General features: G+C 40.0%; 19 protein-coding genes. 11 read left to right on the top strand and 8 right to left on the bottom strand.

The features are described 5' to 3' along the window. Window positions 1-234: 234 nt before the first annotated feature. The 3 genes from FTV28_RS05105 to arsC all read right to left on the bottom strand — a co-directional run bounded on the left by FTV28_RS05105 (window position 235) and on the right by arsC (window position 2,566). Entirely contained in the window at window positions 235-504 is a 270-nt protein-coding gene (locus FTV28_RS05105; protein WP_004972931.1) for a YfhL family 4Fe-4S dicluster ferredoxin, read from the bottom strand. Between the two features lie 27 nt (window positions 505-531). Then, window positions 532-1,914, bottom strand: a complete 1,383-nt coding sequence (yegQ, locus tag FTV28_RS05100) for a tRNA 5-hydroxyuridine modification protein YegQ (protein WP_131261785.1) — start codon at window positions 1,912-1,914, stop codon at window positions 532-534. Between the two features lie 223 nt (window positions 1,915-2,137). Next, window positions 2,138-2,566 (bottom strand): arsenate reductase (glutaredoxin), encoded by a 429-nt coding sequence (gene arsC, locus FTV28_RS05095; RefSeq protein ID WP_154320582.1) that lies wholly within the window; start codon window positions 2,564-2,566, stop codon window positions 2,138-2,140. A 98-nt stretch (window positions 2,567-2,664) separates the two neighbouring features. Between arsC and FTV28_RS05090 the strand changes: the two genes are divergently transcribed. The 3 genes from FTV28_RS05090 to arsH all read left to right on the top strand — a co-directional run bounded on the left by FTV28_RS05090 (window position 2,665) and on the right by arsH (window position 4,822). Then, complete coding sequence (locus FTV28_RS05090; RefSeq protein ID WP_136144348.1) at window positions 2,665-2,982, top strand: metalloregulator ArsR/SmtB family transcription factor; 318 nt, start codon at window positions 2,665-2,667, stop codon at window positions 2,980-2,982. 4 nt (window positions 2,983-2,986) lie between these two features. After that, on the top strand, window positions 2,987-4,045 hold the full coding sequence (gene arsB / locus FTV28_RS05085) for an ACR3 family arsenite efflux transporter (RefSeq protein ID WP_179989611.1): 1,059 nt from the start codon (window positions 2,987-2,989) through the stop codon (window positions 4,043-4,045). Window positions 4,046-4,117: 72 nt separating this feature from the next. Further along, a complete protein-coding gene (gene arsH / locus FTV28_RS05080; protein ID WP_179988822.1) occupies window positions 4,118-4,822 on the top strand; it encodes an arsenical resistance protein ArsH in 705 nt (234 codons plus the stop codon). Window positions 4,823-4,871: 49 nt separating this feature from the next. Here the strand turns inward: arsH and cadR are convergent, their stop codons facing one another. Beyond that, window positions 4,872-5,273 carry a Cd(II)/Pb(II)-responsive transcriptional regulator gene (gene cadR, locus FTV28_RS05075; protein WP_004972941.1) on the bottom strand — a complete coding sequence of 134 codons (402 nt, stop codon included), beginning with the start codon at window positions 5,271-5,273 and terminating at the stop codon, window positions 4,872-4,874. Between the two features lie 75 nt (window positions 5,274-5,348). Here cadR and FTV28_RS05070 point away from each other — a divergent pair, with 75 nt between their 5' ends. The 3 genes from FTV28_RS05070 to FTV28_RS05060 all read left to right on the top strand — a co-directional run bounded on the left by FTV28_RS05070 (window position 5,349) and on the right by FTV28_RS05060 (window position 6,656). Beyond that, the gene (locus FTV28_RS05070; protein ID WP_096901843.1) at window positions 5,349-5,969 is read left to right on the top strand and encodes a cation transporter; all 621 of its coding nucleotides are present in this window, start codon (window positions 5,349-5,351) and stop codon (window positions 5,967-5,969) included. Between the two features lie 226 nt (window positions 5,970-6,195). Further along, window positions 6,196-6,450, top strand: coding sequence for a hypothetical protein (locus FTV28_RS05065; protein WP_004972946.1), 255 nt, complete (start codon window positions 6,196-6,198; stop codon window positions 6,448-6,450). Between the two features lie 20 nt (window positions 6,451-6,470). Next, window positions 6,471-6,656: a hypothetical protein gene (locus tag FTV28_RS05060; RefSeq protein ID WP_004972947.1), complete on the top strand. Its 186-nt coding sequence runs from the start codon at window positions 6,471-6,473 to the stop codon at window positions 6,654-6,656. 59 nt (window positions 6,657-6,715) lie between these two features. On the opposite strand, the gene FTV28_RS05055 is transcribed toward FTV28_RS05060, so the two are convergent. After that, complete coding sequence (locus tag FTV28_RS05055) at window positions 6,716-7,495, bottom strand: ferredoxin--NADP reductase (RefSeq protein WP_004972950.1); 780 nt, start codon at window positions 7,493-7,495, stop codon at window positions 6,716-6,718. Window positions 7,496-7,615: 120 nt separating this feature from the next. Between FTV28_RS05055 and tsaA the strand changes: the two genes are divergently transcribed. Then, a complete protein-coding gene (tsaA, locus tag FTV28_RS05050) occupies window positions 7,616-8,353 on the top strand; it encodes a tRNA (N6-threonylcarbamoyladenosine(37)-N6)-methyltransferase TrmO (protein WP_218644899.1) in 738 nt (245 codons plus the stop codon). On the opposite strand, the gene FTV28_RS05045 is transcribed toward tsaA, so the two are convergent. Both FTV28_RS05045 and FTV28_RS05040 read right to left on the bottom strand, forming a co-directional pair. After that, window positions 8,350-9,609: a DUF4010 domain-containing protein gene (locus tag FTV28_RS05045; protein ID WP_179989609.1), complete on the bottom strand. Its 1,260-nt coding sequence runs from the start codon at window positions 9,607-9,609 to the stop codon at window positions 8,350-8,352. The genes tsaA and FTV28_RS05045 overlap by 4 nt on opposite strands. Window positions 9,610-9,725: 116 nt before the next feature. After that, on the bottom strand, window positions 9,726-10,706 hold the full coding sequence (locus tag FTV28_RS05040) for a hypothetical protein (RefSeq protein WP_179989607.1): 981 nt from the start codon (window positions 10,704-10,706) through the stop codon (window positions 9,726-9,728). Between the two features lie 201 nt (window positions 10,707-10,907). On the opposite strand from FTV28_RS05040, the gene FTV28_RS05035 reads away from it, so the two are divergent. From FTV28_RS05035 to FTV28_RS05020, 4 genes are all read left to right on the top strand, one after another. Continuing rightward, on the top strand, window positions 10,908-12,665 hold the full coding sequence (locus tag FTV28_RS05035; RefSeq protein ID WP_004972956.1) for a GspE/PulE family protein: 1,758 nt from the start codon (window positions 10,908-10,910) through the stop codon (window positions 12,663-12,665). A 112-nt stretch (window positions 12,666-12,777) separates the two neighbouring features. Then, a complete protein-coding gene (locus tag FTV28_RS05030; RefSeq protein WP_154320586.1) occupies window positions 12,778-13,134 on the top strand; it encodes a NirD/YgiW/YdeI family stress tolerance protein in 357 nt (118 codons plus the stop codon). A 131-nt stretch (window positions 13,135-13,265) separates the two neighbouring features. Continuing rightward, on the top strand, window positions 13,266-13,928 hold the full coding sequence (locus tag FTV28_RS05025; protein ID WP_004972960.1) for a response regulator transcription factor: 663 nt from the start codon (window positions 13,266-13,268) through the stop codon (window positions 13,926-13,928). A gap of 17 nt (window positions 13,929-13,945) precedes the next feature. After that, window positions 13,946-15,295, top strand: a complete 1,350-nt coding sequence (locus FTV28_RS05020) for a HAMP domain-containing sensor histidine kinase (RefSeq protein WP_179989605.1) — start codon at window positions 13,946-13,948, stop codon at window positions 15,293-15,295. A gap of 111 nt (window positions 15,296-15,406) precedes the next feature. Here the strand turns inward: FTV28_RS05020 and hemP are convergent, their stop codons facing one another. Beyond that, entirely contained in the window at window positions 15,407-15,577 is a 171-nt protein-coding gene (hemP, locus tag FTV28_RS05015) for a hemin uptake protein HemP (protein ID WP_004972965.1), read from the bottom strand. Between the last annotated feature and the right edge of the window lie 91 nt (window positions 15,578-15,668).

The following is a 15,668-nucleotide window of genomic DNA, read 5'->3' as shown; positions in this document are numbered from 1 at the left end:
TCCATTTTAGAGATTTGTTTAAGATAAGATATAACTCATTGAGATGTGTCATAGTATTCGTCGTTAGAAAACAATTATTGTGACATTATTTCAATGAGTTATCTATTTTTGTCGTGTACAGAGAAAAGTTTATTTATTCTATTTTTGGTTTTAAGAACTGAGTCGGCTAACAACTCAGTTCTTTTTTTATTTTTAACATCCAGTTTGATTTACAGCAGTTAGATTCATTTCAGTCTAATTAGCCTTATTATTTTGTCCAAATAAATTCAACTGATTAAACTTTTCCTGTAGCTGCTCTTTGGTTTCGACATGCTCAGGATGCGGAATAATACATTCAATTGGGCAGACTGAAACGCAGGTTTGATAGTCATAAAACCCAACACATTCTGTGCAACGCGCCACATCAATTTCATACACCTTTTCACCCTCATAAATTGCTTCATTCGGGCATTCGGGTAAGCACATATCGCAATTGATGCATTGGTCGGTAATCAGGAGTGCCATCGCAATACTCGCTTAGTTTATTGCCACTTAGTTGGCTTGATAAGCCAACGATGAGGCAGAAATATCTGCAGTCGAATTTGGTAAGTTGCGAATCAGCAGGGCATAACGCATATCGACATCTGCAGGTATAGGGATTTCTACAATATGCCCTGAACCTTTGGCATCTTCAATCAGATTGCCTTTTTTATCTTTAATTTCAGTTAAAGTGAAATAGATATTGCCTTGTGGCGTCATCAATTCTAAAGAATCGCCCACTACAAAACGGTTTTTTACATCAATTTTAATGTAGTCACCATTGCGTTCTAAGACTTCACCACAAAATTGCTGATGATCAAAACTTGATGAACCTGTTTCGTAGTTTTGGTATTCGCTGTGCACATGACGACGCAAGAAACCTTCGGTATAACCACGGTTAGCTAGACCTTCTAATTGAGTCATTAATGCAGGGTCAAATGGTTTGCCTGCAAGCGCATCATCAATCGCTTTACGGTAAATTTGTGCAGTACGTGCGCAGTAGAAATAAGATTTGGTGCGACCTTCAATTTTTAGTGAATGGATGCCCATTTTAGTTAAACGGTCAACGTGCTGCACTGCGCGTAAATCTTTAGAATTCATAAAATAAGTGCCGTGTTCATCTTCTTCGGCAGCAAACATATCTTCGTCATTACGTTGTAATAACACAGGCTCGTTAAATTGATGCTGTGCCTGCATGTGTTGTTCATCTGCATCGGCAGTTTCAGAAAGATTTTTGACAGGAATTACGTCACCTGTTTCATCTTCTTTTGCATCGTGAATTTTATATTCCCAACGGCAGGCATTGGTACATGCGCCTTGGTTGGCATCACGTTTATTCATATAGCCTGAAAGCATGCAACGACCTGAATAGGCCATGCACAGCGCACCATGCACAAATACTTCAATTTCCATGCCAGGCACGTTGTTTTTAATTTCTTCAATTTCATCAATCGACAATTCACGCGAAAGAATGACACGGGTTAAACCCATATTTTGCCAGAATTTCACCGTTGCCCAGTTCACCGCATTGGCTTGTACCGATAAATGTACAGGCATGTCGGGGAAATTTTCACGCACCATCATAATCAGACCTGGGTCAGACATGATCAGCGCATCGGGTTGCATGGCAACCACAGGTTCTAGGTCACGAATAAAGTTTTTGAGTTTGCTGTTATGCGGTTGGATGTTCACCACCACATAAAACTTTTTGCCTAATTCATGTGCTTCTTGAATACCAATTGCTAAGTTTTCATGATCAAATTCGTTATTACGCACGCGCAAACTGTAACGCGGCTGACCTGCATAGACTGCATCTGCACCATAAGCAAAGGCATAGCGCATGTTTTTTAAAGAACCAGCAGGAGAGAGAAGTTCGGTGACGTGGGAAATGGTCATGATCAAAAAGCAATAGCAGAAATATGGCTTTATTGTATGAATCTAAATTTAGGATTCAACCTAGTAAATAGCTCGGGATTCAGAAGAAAACTTGTGCTGAAACGCTGGGGCTAATCTTGATATAGAAAGTTCCTCATCCTGAGCCATACAGAATCTAAGAGAAGGGACTTTCATACCAATTTGACTCATTGCCTATAATCAATTTCTGATGGATAAAAGCGTGTTAACGTACTCGTTGCCCATGTTCATCAATGACCACCTCACCATCTTCTTTGCTGAAGCTTTTTAATTGTGGTTGAGTGAGCAAGTCTAAGACCAGTTCAGAAGGGCGGCACAGTTTCACACCTAACTCGGTCACGACAAATGGACGATTAATTAAAATCGGATGCTCGACCATCAATGCAATTAATTCCGCATCGCTGTGTGAGCTACCTTCAAGTTGCAACTGTTCGTATGGTTCTACATTTTTGCGGATTGCATCGCGCACGCTTAAACCTGCTTGTTGAATCATGCTAGTAAGTTCAGCTTGTGTAGGTGGGGTTTTTAAATATTCAATAATTTCAGGTTCTTGTCCTGTATTACGAATTAATTCTAAAGTATTGCGTGACGTTCCACAGGCAGGGTTATGAAAAATTTTGATGCTGTTGCTCATGTGTAGTGACCCGTTTTAGTCCGATAAAAATTCAATATTGCATTTATATATGGATATGCGTATATTCGCAATAGTTAATATTGAAGTGCAGATAAAAAATGAATCAAACTGATTTTTTTAAATGTTTGTCAGACCCAACCCGACTGGACATTCTGAAATTGGTGATGGCTCAACACAATATTTGTGTATGCGAATTGACAGAACAATTGCAGTTAAATCAACCGAAAATATCACGTCATTTGGCGTTGTTACGGAATTTATCTATTTTGCTAGATCAACGTCAGGGGCAGTGGGTGTATTACCGTTTGAACCCAGATTTACCCGAATGGGCGTTTGCTGTTTTAAATATTATCGCGCAGCAAGATGTCAGCCCGATGAAGCACATCAACCCTACAATTGCAACACATTGCGAGTAAGCACATGGCACAGTCCAAACTTTCTTTTTTAGATCGTAATCTGACCTTATGGATTTTTATTGCCATGGGGCTAGGTGTTGCGATTGGCGTGGTATTTCCTGCAGTATCGGCAAGCTTAGATCAAATGAGTGTGGGAACAGTCAATCTTCCCATTGCGATTGGTTTGATTTTGATGATGTATCCACCATTGGCAAAAGTCGATTACGCAGCTTTGCCAGAAGTGTTTAAAGACCGCCGAACCTTGTTGTTGTCTTTGGTACAAAACTGGTTGATTGCTCCGTGTTTGATGTTCGCTTTGGCGATTATTTTCTTGCAAAACTATCCTGAATATATGACAGGTTTGATTTTAATTGGTCTGGCACGCTGTATCGCGATGGTCTTGGTCTGGAACAACTTGGCTTGTGGTGATAACCAATACGTGGCTGCATTAGTTGCGTTTAACAGTATTTTTCAGATTATATTCTTTAGTACTTATGCATGGCTGTTTCTGAGTTTCTTGCCGCCGTATTTTGGCGTGGCAGGACAAGTGATTGATGTTGGTTTTTGGACAATCACCCAAGCTGTTTTAATCTATTTGGGTATTCCTTTTTTGATGGGCTTTTTAACACGCTTGATTTTAGTGAAAAGCAAAGGCTTAGATTGGTATCAAACGTCTTTTTTACCCAAAATTAGCCCATTTAGTCTGTTGGCATTGCTATTTACCATTGTGGCGATGTTCGCACTAAAAGGCGCAGAAGTACTGAGCTTGCCGATGGATGTTTTACGCATTTCCATTCCATTGATTATTTACTTCGTTGCCATGTTCTTTATTAGCTTCTTTATGAGCAAATGGATGGTCAATGATTATCCACGGACGACCGCCATTTCCTTTACCGCAGCAGGGAATAATTTTGAATTAGCACTTGCTGTTGCCATTGCAACGTTTGGCTTGGCTTCTCCCGTTGCATTTACCACGATTATTGGCCCTTTGGTTGAAGTGCCTGTGTTGATTGCTTTGGTGAGTGTGTCTTTATGGCTGCGTAAAAAGTTTTATCAAAATGAGTCGATTGTCAGTTCAAAGTAATTTTCTTCATTTTGAGGTTTAAGATAAAAACATGGGCATGCGTTGCCCATTTTAGTTTTAAGAGTATGCAGCATGGTATTACCCAATATTGATTTAGATTTATTGCCTACACCAAGTTTTGAACAGGTGCAGGCAAAGCCGTTGAACCATCCGCCACGTATTTTATTGATGTACGGTTCAAACCGTGAGCGTTCTTATAGTCGTTTGGCGGTACAGGAAGCGGGCAGAATTTTGGAGCACTTTGGCGCTGAGGTAAAAATTTTCCATCCCAAAGGTTTGCCTTTACCTGAAGATGGCGATACTTCACATCCCAAAGTTCAAGAGCTGCATGAATTGTTGGCGTGGGCAGAAGGTATGGTTTGGTGTAGCCCAGAACGTCATGGTTCAATGAGTTCGATTTTCAAAGCACAAATTGACTGGATTCCGCTTGCCGCGGGCGCAATTCGTGCCACACAAGGTAAAACGCTTGCTTTAGTGCAAGTGTGTGGCGGGTCGCAGTCATTTAACAGCGTCAATCAATTACGTATTTTAGGACGTTGGATGCGGATGATCACCATTCCCAATCAGTCTTCTATTCCTAAAGCCTTTTTAGAGTTTGAGGAAGATGGCCGCATGAAAGCGTCTAGCTATTACGACCGTATTGTCGATGTGATGGAAGAGTTATATAAATTTACTTTGCTGACTCGCGGGCAAGCAGCATATTTGGTAGATCGTTATTCTGAACGTGTGGAAACTGCCGAGCAGCTATCGAAGCGTGTTAATCAGAAGTGTTTATAATCCAATTTTAGATACGTAAATACTGCATTACAAAAGGCTTAGAGAGCGATTATTCGGCTTCAAGTCGCTTTAAAATCTGACAATCATCAATGGTTGTTTGCGTGGTGCAGGCTTGTCTAAGTTGCTGAAGTTGTAGCTGAAAATGCTGCAACTCGGCAATTTTATCTTCTACATGCCTTAAATGTTCATCAATCAATTCATTCACAGCGCAGCAGTTTTGTTTCGGCTGTTTTTCTAATTCAATTAAGGCTTCAATTTCTTTTAAGTTCATATCTAAAGCACGGCAACGCTTAATAAAAATCAAACGCTTGAGTGCCTCATCGTTGTAATAGCGATAATTATTTTCGGCACGAAAGCTTGGGGTGAGTAAGTGTTTCTTTTCATAAAAACGAATTGTATCTGTGCTGACACCAACTTTTTTAGCTAATTCATGAATTAAATATTGTGCCATGCTTGACCTTGGACTAAGTCTATAGTTTTAAATGAGCATAATCGAAACAATTTCATTTTGAAAGAAGGTGTGTCTATGGCATGTACGTGTAGTCATGAACCTGCGCCAATCAAACCGAATAGTAAATTTAGAACCGCGTTATGGATTGCATTGGTGATCAATCTCAGCATGTTTTTTATCGAGTTGATAGGTGGTGCCTATGCCCATTCATCATCCCTATGGGCAGATTCACTGGATTTCTTTGGAGATGCTGTCAATTACGGGATTTCACTTGCGGTGTTAAGTGCAAGTTTGTATTGGCGTGCTACTGTGGCTTTGGTCAAAGGCATCACGATGGCCTTGTTTGGTGTGGTGGTGATGGGCAAGGTTATCTATGCCTATATACAGGGTATTCCACCTGAAGCCATAACCATGGGTATTATTGGGATCATCGCCTTATTAGCCAATGTGGTTACTGCATTGATTTTATATGCATTTCGAGATGGTGATTCGAATATGAAATCGGTGTGGTTATGTAGCCGTAATGATGCGATTGGTAATTTCGCAGTTATTTTGGCGGCAGTGGGTGTATTTGGTACGGGTAGTTTGATTCCAGATCTTGTGGTAGCCGTGATTATGGCGAGTTTGGGCTTAACAGCGGGGTATCATGTGATTCAGCAAGCTTTGGCTGAACGAAGAATGAATGTACCAGAATAAAGAATAAACGTAAAAAGCACTCCATCTGATTTGAGTGATTTAGATGGAGTGCTTTTAATTTTTTGTAGTCGCAATAATTTTAAAATTTGAAGTAAAAATAACGATAAGTTATTCCAAATTGCTATTTACAAAAAATAATATATAACTAAAATTAAAAATAAATTGATGTATTTAAAAATAATTTACACGATGAATAATATTTAATTTTTTTTAAATTGAGGGTTAAATGAAACTAATTAAATTATTTTCTATAGCAAGCCTGATTGCTTTGGCTGGCTGTAGTTCTAAAGTAGTGACTTATGATACTGCAGGGCAAGTGATTGGTTCATGTGTCGCTACACAGGGCTTTATTTTGGGGGCTAAAGCTGTGTGTTATGGTGGTGCCAACATACAAGGCATTAACTATTCTAAAGTAGATGAGCGCACGGGTTTATTGCCAACCATACCAAATAATTCGCAGATTTCACTGCAACAAGACTAATTTTTTAGAGGGGTAATACAATGAAAATTTCTAGTTTAATCGCATTAACAGCGGCTATTTTGATGACAGGTTGTGCTTCAAAAGTGACAACTTATGATTCGAGTGGTCGTATGATTGGTTCATGTCAGGCAGAGCGTGGGTTTGTAATTGGTGGTGGTGCACACTGTGAAGGACGTGCTAACCAAGAAGGTCGCAGTGTACGTTAATTGATGCTAATGACAAAAAACCGAGCTATTTAGCTCGGTTTTTTTAGATTCAACAGCTTTTATTTTTCAACGAAAGCACGTTCAATCACGTAATCGCCCAATTCACCCATACGTGGTGATTCTTTTAAACCATGTTGGTCAAGTAATGCTGCAACATCTTTTAAGAATGCAGGGCTACCACATAACATGGCACGGTCAGTTTCAGGGTTAAAACGTGGTAAACCAATTTTTTCAAAGATTTCACCCGATTCAATTGCCGTGGTCACACGTCCTTGGTTTGGATATTCTTCACGTGTAACGGTTGGGTAATATACCAGTTTTTCACGAATACCAAGTTCTTGGAAAAACTCGTGATTTGGTAATTCATTTAGAATTAAATCTTGATAAGCCAATTCAGAAATGAAACGTGTACCGTGAACCACAATCACTTTTTCAAAGCGTTCATAAGTTTCAGGGTCGCGGATGGTTGCCAAAAATGGAGCTAGACCTGTACCTGAAGAAAGTAAGTATAGGTTTTTACCAGGATTTAAATCATCCAGTACCAAAGTGCCTGTAGGTTTTTTAGAAACCAGCAATTCATCGCCCACTTTTACTTTTTGTAAAATAGACGTTAAAGGGCCATCAGGTACTTTAATTGAGAAGAATTCTAGCTCTTCTTCATAGTTAGCACTGGCAATCGAGTAAGCGCGCATTAAAGGCTTGCCATTTACTTCCAGACCAATCATCACAAATTGACCGTTTTTAAAACGTAGTGCGGTATCGCGAGTCGTTTTAAAACTGAATAAAGTGTCATTCCAGTGGTGTACGTGAGTAATCTTTTCGACGTTGAAAGCAGCCATTAAAGGTCTCAATAAATTATCAAATTAGAACAGCTTGCTATTCTAATCTAAAATCATTCTCTATAAACTGAATATATTTAATTGAGCTTATCAGAAAAAGTGATGAAGACTGATCTAAAAATGCCAATAATCGGATTTATGCACTCTCCCTACCGAGAAAAATTTGGTATTCCTCGTCAACCGAATCTGGTACAAGTCGAATCGTATATTGAAATGCAGGCGCCTTATAACGATGTGTTGGCATTTGAAGGGATCGAAGCGTTTAGTCACTTATGGTTAATCTGGCAATTTCACGACAATAAAAACCAAACCGATGCTCATCCAACCGTACAGAAACAGCAAAACCCCTGTTTTCGTGCACAAGTGCGTCCGCCACGTTTGGGTGGTAATCAAAAAATAGGTGTGTTTGCGACGCGCAGCATGTATCGACCTGCACCCATTGGTTTGTCTGTGGTGCAATTTAAACAGGTCAAAAAAGTGGGTAAGTCACTGCGAGTTTATGTGACAGGGGCAGATTTACTGCATGGCACGCCTATTTTGGATATTAAACCTTATATTCAATATTCAGATGCTGTGCCTGATGCACAAAGTGGTTATGCGCAAGATGAACCCATAAGAAAAACAGTGCTATGGATGGACACAGCCGAAGCGCAAAAAAATCAGTTGCTCGAATCTGGCGTATTACAGCCACAGATTGCGCAGGAATTGGAACAGGTCTTGTCTTTAGATCCACGACCTGCATATCAGGATGATGCTGAACGAATTTACACCATGAATTTTGCAGATTTTGATGTCAGTTTCCGTGTCGATCAGCACGCAGTACACATCCTAAAAATTGTTTTAATCGCTGTCGATTAAACCATCATATATAAAATAGCCACCAACGCCAGCATGTGCAAAATTTGGGTAGGTGCGAAATAAAGTGCAAAACGTAAGCCGCCAATGAGTGCGGCATTGATACATTTAGAAATTGCATGAGCAACAAGACCTAAAATTAAGGCGTACAGCAACATTTGCTGACTGGGTGGACCTTGCATCACCACGGTTGCAATGGCGGCATGCACCTCAAATAAAGAGGCGAGTAAGGTACCAATGATTAAGCCTGCGTCGCCAAGCATTTGCTCTAAGCCGTAGACCATGGCTTGAATTGCGGTTAAGGTCGCCACAATAATAGCGGCTTCTTTAAGGCTAAACATACGGGTGTCGGCTTCAGGTTTTGCTGTTGTCGTATTTTTATGCTTTTTAAGCAAGCATACGCCGACCAAAATTAAAATGCCAATGCCTGCCAGACTGGGCATAATTAACAGCTTAAACCACGCCAGATTGACACCCGCCACAATAATCAACATTTGCGCTAAAGTTGCCACGCAAGACATCAGCGCTGCACCTGCATTGGCACGTGCGTCGCCACGACCTGCGCGTACTTCCATGCCTAAACTGGCAATGGTTGCGGTGCTTGATACAAAACCTGAAGCAATTGCAGATAATATGAGGGCGTTGCTGCTTGAGAGTAAACGCTTGGCGATATGCGCCAAAGCCTGCACACTTAGAATTAAAATCAATAATTTTAAAATCACATAAGGATTAAGCACATTGCCCCATAGTGCAGTATTAGGCGTCAGTGGCAAGGCAATTAACACCAAAGCCAGTAAAAACAAGCCATCACGTAGTTCAGCTTCGGTAATCCACTGACTGACAATGCCATGCATGGTGTGCTTGGTCATGAGTAAAACTGTCAAAATAACCGATAAACCTGCTGCCAATGGAATATTCCATAAACACAATGCACCAATAAAATAGGTCATCACGAAGGCAAGTTCGGTGGTAGCGCCAGGGTCATCTTCCGTTTGATTTTTGAGGGAATATAAGCCAATTCCCCCAACAATCAACGCACCCACAATGGCAATGCTCGTGCCCAATAAGAAGCAAATGGCACCTAATAATGCGCAAATTCCAAAGGTACGTACGCCTGCAAAATGATGATGTTGTCCATTTTTTTTACTGCGTTCGCGCTCTAATCCAATCAGTAAGCCACAGCCGAGTGCTGCTGCAAACATGGTGAGCAGTTCGGGAAATGCCGCATTGAGCAGGAGAGGGTGGAGATTTTGGTTCATATTCTTCTGGAAATTTTTATATATTCTTATTTTATATGAGTTATAGTATATTCAAAATGTATATCAATAAAATATAAAAAAAGGTGGTTATTTGCATAACCACCTCTGTAAAAAAATTATTTTAATTTTTGTGCAATATCAATTGCTTGGCTTGCAGTGCTGTTGAATAAAGTACATTCCTTTTCAAGAGATTTAATATAGTTTTCTTGGAACCTAATTTGGTAAGCATCAGGAGTTGGCTCACTTTGTAACTCTTTTAAAATCTCACGTTCGTTTTGAATGTCAGAACTAAGTGAGTATGTTACACCTTGACGATGATAGTCACCAATTAAATATTCATTCTCTATATTTAATAAAGCAGTTGGTCCATAATTTGGGTCAGTTTCTTTGCTCAAATAGAGAGGATAATTACCTAACTTAGAGGTATTGTAATTACCACTACCAAAATATGACTCAGGAGAGTCTATAGTATTAAAATCGTTGCTTTCAAAATATGAGGTATTGGTAGAACTTGATGTACCTCGTAGGCAATATGAACCTTTAGGGAAAGTTTGTCCTTTTAATGTATCGCTGTATAACTTGTCAAAAGTACCACCTGCATCATTTAAACCGCTATAGTGTGAATATGTATCAATATATTCACTCATAGGTTTTGATGCTAGATCGACTAATTCAAAGTTTTCTGTGAGTTGTAGATCTTTAGCGTTTGTTGGAGAATATGGAGTTATAACCCATTTTGAATTGCTTTGACTTATAAGTGTGCCAAATTTATAGCCAATTTGAGTTTTTAGCGTTGAAATTTCATAGAAGCTATTTGCGGTGACATAATATGATGCAACTTGTGAAATATCAAATACATCGGTTGCATTAGCAAGATATTCTGGATTGATATACAGTTCGTTATTTTGGATTGTGAATTTTATTTTAGTAAATAAATTCTCTGCGTCTGCCTGATCGTTGCTAGCGTAGCTCGCCCATTCTGTTTCATTTAACTGAACATCTTTGCCTTGGTAAGAACTATCACCATCACTTCCACCACCACAAGCCGTCAATGTAAAAGCTGCAAAAATTGCACATGATAAAGTTTTTAATTTCATGATTATCCCTCAGAAATTTAATTTTTAGTGTGTTGAATTATTAAGCAAGAGCATCATAATAGATATTTATTTTAATTGAAATATTAAAAACACAAATAAAATTAATAGTTAAGTTTTACTTTAAATTAAAACTTATAAAATAGTTTTTATTAAATAATGCTTATTTTGCTATAGTAAACCCAGATTTTGGGGCATATAACAATGAATTTTAATTTTGAAATAGACAGTACTTGGTGCTTAGAACAATTAGTCAAAGATGGTAAAATTACCGAACGTGATCAGGCTTTGGTACAAACCACGCATCGTCAACGTGATCAATTAAAATGGCATCCGTTACAATGGATTGCCAACTTTAATTTGGTCGATCAAAGTCATCCCCAAACCACTTTAACTTTAAACCGTTTATGCCAATGGCTGGCTGATAAATCAGGCTTGCCATTCTATATTATTGATCCGTTAAAAGCCGATGTTGCTGCTTTAACAGCTGTGATGTCGCAGGAATTTGCACTGCGTAACCGTATTTTAGCGGTGGAAGTGACTGCAGATGCGGTGTTAATTGCGACAGATCAACCTTATAAAAAAGAATGGGTTGCCAACTTAGAACATAGTTTATTGCCCAAAAAAATTCAGCGAGTTTTACTCAGCCCAGATCAATTACAGCGTTATTTGATCGAATATTACCAAGTGAGTCGCGCAGTACACTCATCACAAAAATCTTCTGCACATGACCGTGAAAATAAAGGGGTCGAGGCTTTATTGCAATTGGGCGATACCCAAAACCCAGATGCCAATGATCAACATATTGTGAAGTTGGTGGATTGGGTGCTGCAATTTGCCTTTGAACAAGGCGCAAGTGATATTCACCTCGAACCACGTAAAGACACAGGCAAAGTACGTTTTCGTATTGATGGCGTGTTGCACACCATCTATAACATGCCTGCCAATACGCTTACCGCAGTCATCTCACGGATTAAAATTTTAGGGCGTATGAATGTAGCCGAAAAACGTAAACCGCAAGATGGACGTTTAAAAACCCGAACTCCAAAAGGACAAGAAACTGAACTGCGTTTATCGACCTTACCAACGGCGTTTGGCGAAAAACTGGTGATGCGTATTTTTGACCCAGAAGTATTGGTACGCAGTTTTCAGCAATTGGGTTTTGATAGTCGTTTGTTGAATGAATGGCATGCCCTGACTGCACATAGTCACGGCATTATTTTGGTTACAGGCCCTACAGGTTCGGGTAAAACCACCACGCTGTATTCATCGCTAAAGCAATTGGCTACCGATGAAGTCAATGTCTGCACCATTGAAGACCCGATTGAAATGTTAGAACCGAGTTTTAACCAAATGCAGGTGAATACCGCAATTGATTTAGGTTTTGCCGATGGTGTGCGTGCCTTAATGCGTCAAGACCCTGACATTATTATGGTCGGAGAAATTCGAGATCAGGATACCGCAAATATGGCGATTCAAGCGGCACTGACGGGGCATTTAGTTTTATCGACACTGCATACTAATGATGCGCCGTCAAGTTTGACTCGTTTGCATGATTTGGGCGTGCAGCCATTTTTGACTGCTGCCACAATTTTAGGCGTTTTGGCACAGCGTTTGGTGCGTAAACTGTGTCCGCATTGTAAGCAAGAAGGCTCAATAAATGAAAAAGATTGGGAACATTTGACCTTCGATTACATTATGGAAATGCCTGCACAAGTGTTTAAACCTGTTGGATGCGATGAATGCCGTCAAACGGGCTATAAAGGTCGGGTCGGAATTTATGAGTTTATGCCGTTAAGTTTAGATACCAAACAGCTCATCAGCGCCAATGCCAATTTAAATGAATTACGTCAGCAAGCTAAAAAAGAGGGCATTGAACCGTTACGTATTGCGGGCGCGCGTAAAGTTTTAGAAGGCATGACCACTTTAGAGGAAGTGTTGCGCGTAGTGCCATTAAATTAGCAGATTCAAACTTTTTACGATGAATTTTAAAAAAATGGAAATCTTAAGATTCAGTTCATCTTGCTTTGTTTTAATCACCATAACGAAATGAGCAACACAAAAAGGTGAAGCAATGAAATTTACAATGAAAGCAATGTTGATGGCAGGTTTAATGGCAATGGCTTCAATCACCATGGCAAACGACAGCATTAACACCCAAGCACTACATCAAAATGTAACTGTAAAACAAGCTTTAAGCCTGAAAGATGACAGCAAAGTGCAGTTAAAAGGTTATGTGGTGAAATCTATTGGTGATGAAAAATATCAGTTCCGTGATAACACAGGCACTATTACGGTCGATATTGATGATGACTTATGGAATGGCAAAGCCGTTTCTGCCAAAACGCCTGTTACCTTAATTGGTGAAGTGGATATTGATCACAAGCCTGCAAAACGTATTGAAATAGATGTCGATCAGGTTCATTTCTAACATTCAATGCGTGCGCATGATTTACTTCAAGCAGCATTCATCACTGAAAAACCACATACCTCACAGGAGGGATGTGGTTTTATAATTCTTAGATTCTTAATTGAAGTACATCAAAAATAACAGAGGATGGCATGCGACTACTCTTGGCTGAAGATGATGTATCACAAGCAGAAAGTATTAAAACCTGGCTGGAAATGGATGGTTATAATGTCGATTGGGTCGAGCGTGGCGATCACGCCATTTTAGCCATTCAGCAGCATCATTATGATTGTGTGTTGTTAGACCGTGGGTTGCCTAAAAATAGCGGTGATGAAATTCTGCACGCTTTACGACAGCAGCAACAGGACACACCTGTTATTTTCATTACTGCGCGCGATAGTATTCAAGATCGGGTACAGGGACTTGATTTGGGCGCCAATGATTATTTGGTTAAACCGTTTAGCCTTGAAGAACTATCGGCGCGGGTACGCAGTCAGTTACGCAGTGCGCAAAGTCATCCGACACAGCAGCTTGAATTTGCCAACTTGGTTTTAGATACGCAAAGCAAACAAGTGAAAGTGGATGATCAACAGGTCAATTTAACGGCTAAGGAATTCCAGATTTTACATAAACTGATGCAAAACCCGCAGCATGTGGTGACTCGTGAACAGCTCGAAGAGTCTTTATATGCATGGGGCGATGAAATTGAAAGTAATGCGATTGAAGTATTTATTTATCAATTACGCAAAAAAATTGGCAGTAGCCGCATTAAAACCATACGAGGTTTAGGCTATCGTATGCAGCAAGATAACTAATTCAGTTTGATCTCCGCATGTCTAAACAGGTCATTTCTTTACAATCCAAACTGGTTAAAAGCTCCGTTTTAAGCTCGGTCTTGGCGGGTGGACTCGCCCTGATTTTATTATTGGCGGTTGCCAGTTACCAAACCATGCAAGTCCATGACGAGATTATGGATGAAATAGCCGATATGTTGCTGCGAGCAGACTTGCGTGACCATGCAGGCAATCAGGTCGATGAGTTGAGCGAGCAATTTCATATTGCCTATCAATTGGGTTTGGATGATCTGATTCTGACCACCTCTGAAGATGAACAAGACATACCTCCGCTTCACTTGCCTCAGCTTGCCGTGGCATCTGAGCATGGTTTTTCATTTCACTGGCAAGATGGGCAAATTTGGCGCAGCTATGTGGCAGAGGAAGATGGCTTGCATGTGATTGTCGTGCAGCCGCTTAAATATCGCTTTAAGGAAATTGCTGCAACCAGTTTGGGCTATGCCGCTATTTTATTGCTGTTGTGGTTCCTGCAATGGGCAATTGTGCATTTTATGATTGGTCGTCAATTTAAGCGGATTCAGCAACTCTCCCAACAAATTGCAGAAAAAAATCAACATGATTTGACGCCAATTATCCCCACACAACCTGAATTGAAAGAACTGCAACCCATGCTGCAGCAATTGAATAAATTGTTGGGGCGAGTAGAGCAGTCTTTAATTGCAGAACAGCGATTTACAGCAGATGCTTCGCATGAGTTACGCTCTCCTTTATCTGCCATTCAATTGCGTTTGCAGGTGCTAAAACGTAAATACCAACAACAACCTGAGTTGGCACAAGATTTAGAGCAAATTCAGCGTGATGTCAGTCGTGGTACACAAGTATTGGAAAATTTGCTGTTATTGGCACGTTTAGACCCGACAGATGCGGCATCGTTAAATAAAAGTGCGGTATCTATAGCAGACTTGGTGCAGGAAGTTTTACAAAGTCTGACGCCGTTTATTCAGGAAAAAGCCATTCAGATTCAGTCAGATATTCAACCGATACAAGTGCAAGGCAATCCTGAATTGCTATTTAGCTGCCTGCGCAACTTGATTGACAACGCAGTGCGTTATGCAGCACCTCAAGGACGTATTTGGATTGAAGCGAAACCGCATGAATTGATGCAGGAAATTTGCATCGCCGACAATGGTCATGCAGTGACTGATGACGTTTTGGCACGTTTGGGCGAACGCTTTTACCGTGCTTTAGGCAGTAAAACTCAAGGTTCTGGTTTAGGACTGTCGATTTGTAAGAAAATTATAGAGTTGCATGCAGGAAAAATTGAATTTTCACGTGCTGAACAAGGTGGTTTAAAAGTGCGTATTTTGTTGCCTAAAGCCCAGTTGTAAATATGATTGGTTTTAGGAAGCAAGTTAAAATTAGACAAGTCAGAACTTAAAAGCAGTATGCGCTGATTCATACTGCTGTTTCCACGTTTATTATTGTGTTGATTATTTTAATTATTTTGTGAGAATAAGACGATTGTTACGGGTTAAGCGTAAACGATATTCTTCGCCTGCATGCAAAATACGAATTTCGCGTCCTAGCGCAAACAAGTTATTTGAATGTAACATAGGTAGGGCATGCTGAGTGTCTGAATGACGTGAAAATAAATTAAATGGGGCGTTCATTTTGAGTTACTCCGTGGTGTGTAAGAATTGTTTTAAATGATAATCATTATCATATAAGCCTGTCAACGGATTATTTTTGATTTTATAAAAG

The organism is Acinetobacter sp. YH12252 (genome assembly GCF_013417365.1).
In the GTDB taxonomy this organism is placed as follows: domain Bacteria; phylum Pseudomonadota; class Gammaproteobacteria; order Pseudomonadales; family Moraxellaceae; genus Acinetobacter; species Acinetobacter towneri.
This window is presented reverse-complemented; position numbering and strand designations above follow the sequence as displayed.

What these genes read in the sequence shown, in the direction of transcription:
- FTV28_RS05090 (WP_136144348.1), top strand. Translation starts at nt 2,665, where the DNA reads ATGAATCAAACTGATTTTTTTAAATGTTTGTCAGACCCAACCCGACTG.
- FTV28_RS05060 (WP_004972947.1), top strand. Translation starts at nt 6,471, where the DNA reads ATGAAAATTTCTAGTTTAATCGCATTAACAGCGGCTATTTTGATGACA.
- FTV28_RS05035 (WP_004972956.1), top strand. Translation starts at nt 10,908, where the DNA reads ATGAATTTTAATTTTGAAATAGACAGTACTTGGTGCTTAGAACAATTA.
- FTV28_RS05045 (WP_179989609.1), bottom strand. Translation starts at nt 9,609, where the DNA reads ATGAACCAAAATCTCCACCCTCTCCTGCTCAATGCGGCATTTCCCGAA.
- FTV28_RS05055 (WP_004972950.1), bottom strand. Translation starts at nt 7,495, where the DNA reads ATGGCTGCTTTCAACGTCGAAAAGATTACTCACGTACACCACTGGAAT.
- arsB (WP_179989611.1), top strand. Translation starts at nt 2,987, where the DNA reads ATGGCACAGTCCAAACTTTCTTTTTTAGATCGTAATCTGACCTTATGG.
- FTV28_RS05065 (WP_004972946.1), top strand. Translation starts at nt 6,196, where the DNA reads ATGAAACTAATTAAATTATTTTCTATAGCAAGCCTGATTGCTTTGGCT.
- FTV28_RS05020 (WP_179989605.1), top strand. Translation starts at nt 13,946, where the DNA reads ATGTCTAAACAGGTCATTTCTTTACAATCCAAACTGGTTAAAAGCTCC.
- cadR (WP_004972941.1), bottom strand. Translation starts at nt 5,273, where the DNA reads ATGGCACAATATTTAATTCATGAATTAGCTAAAAAAGTTGGTGTCAGC.
- FTV28_RS05040 (WP_179989607.1), bottom strand. Translation starts at nt 10,706, where the DNA reads ATGAAATTAAAAACTTTATCATGTGCAATTTTTGCAGCTTTTACATTG.
- yegQ (WP_131261785.1), bottom strand. Translation starts at nt 1,914, where the DNA reads ATGACCATTTCCCACGTCACCGAACTTCTCTCTCCTGCTGGTTCTTTA.
- hemP (WP_004972965.1), bottom strand. Translation starts at nt 15,577, where the DNA reads ATGAACGCCCCATTTAATTTATTTTCACGTCATTCAGACACTCAGCAT.
- FTV28_RS05025 (WP_004972960.1), top strand. Translation starts at nt 13,266, where the DNA reads ATGCGACTACTCTTGGCTGAAGATGATGTATCACAAGCAGAAAGTATT.
- arsC (WP_154320582.1), bottom strand. Translation starts at nt 2,566, where the DNA reads ATGAGCAACAGCATCAAAATTTTTCATAACCCTGCCTGTGGAACGTCA.
- tsaA (WP_218644899.1), top strand. Translation starts at nt 7,616, where the DNA reads ATGCCAATAATCGGATTTATGCACTCTCCCTACCGAGAAAAATTTGGT.
- arsH (WP_179988822.1), top strand. Translation starts at nt 4,118, where the DNA reads ATGGTATTACCCAATATTGATTTAGATTTATTGCCTACACCAAGTTTT.
- FTV28_RS05070 (WP_096901843.1), top strand. Translation starts at nt 5,349, where the DNA reads ATGGCATGTACGTGTAGTCATGAACCTGCGCCAATCAAACCGAATAGT.
- FTV28_RS05030 (WP_154320586.1), top strand. Translation starts at nt 12,778, where the DNA reads ATGAAATTTACAATGAAAGCAATGTTGATGGCAGGTTTAATGGCAATG.
- FTV28_RS05105 (WP_004972931.1), bottom strand. Translation starts at nt 504, where the DNA reads ATGGCACTCCTGATTACCGACCAATGCATCAATTGCGATATGTGCTTA.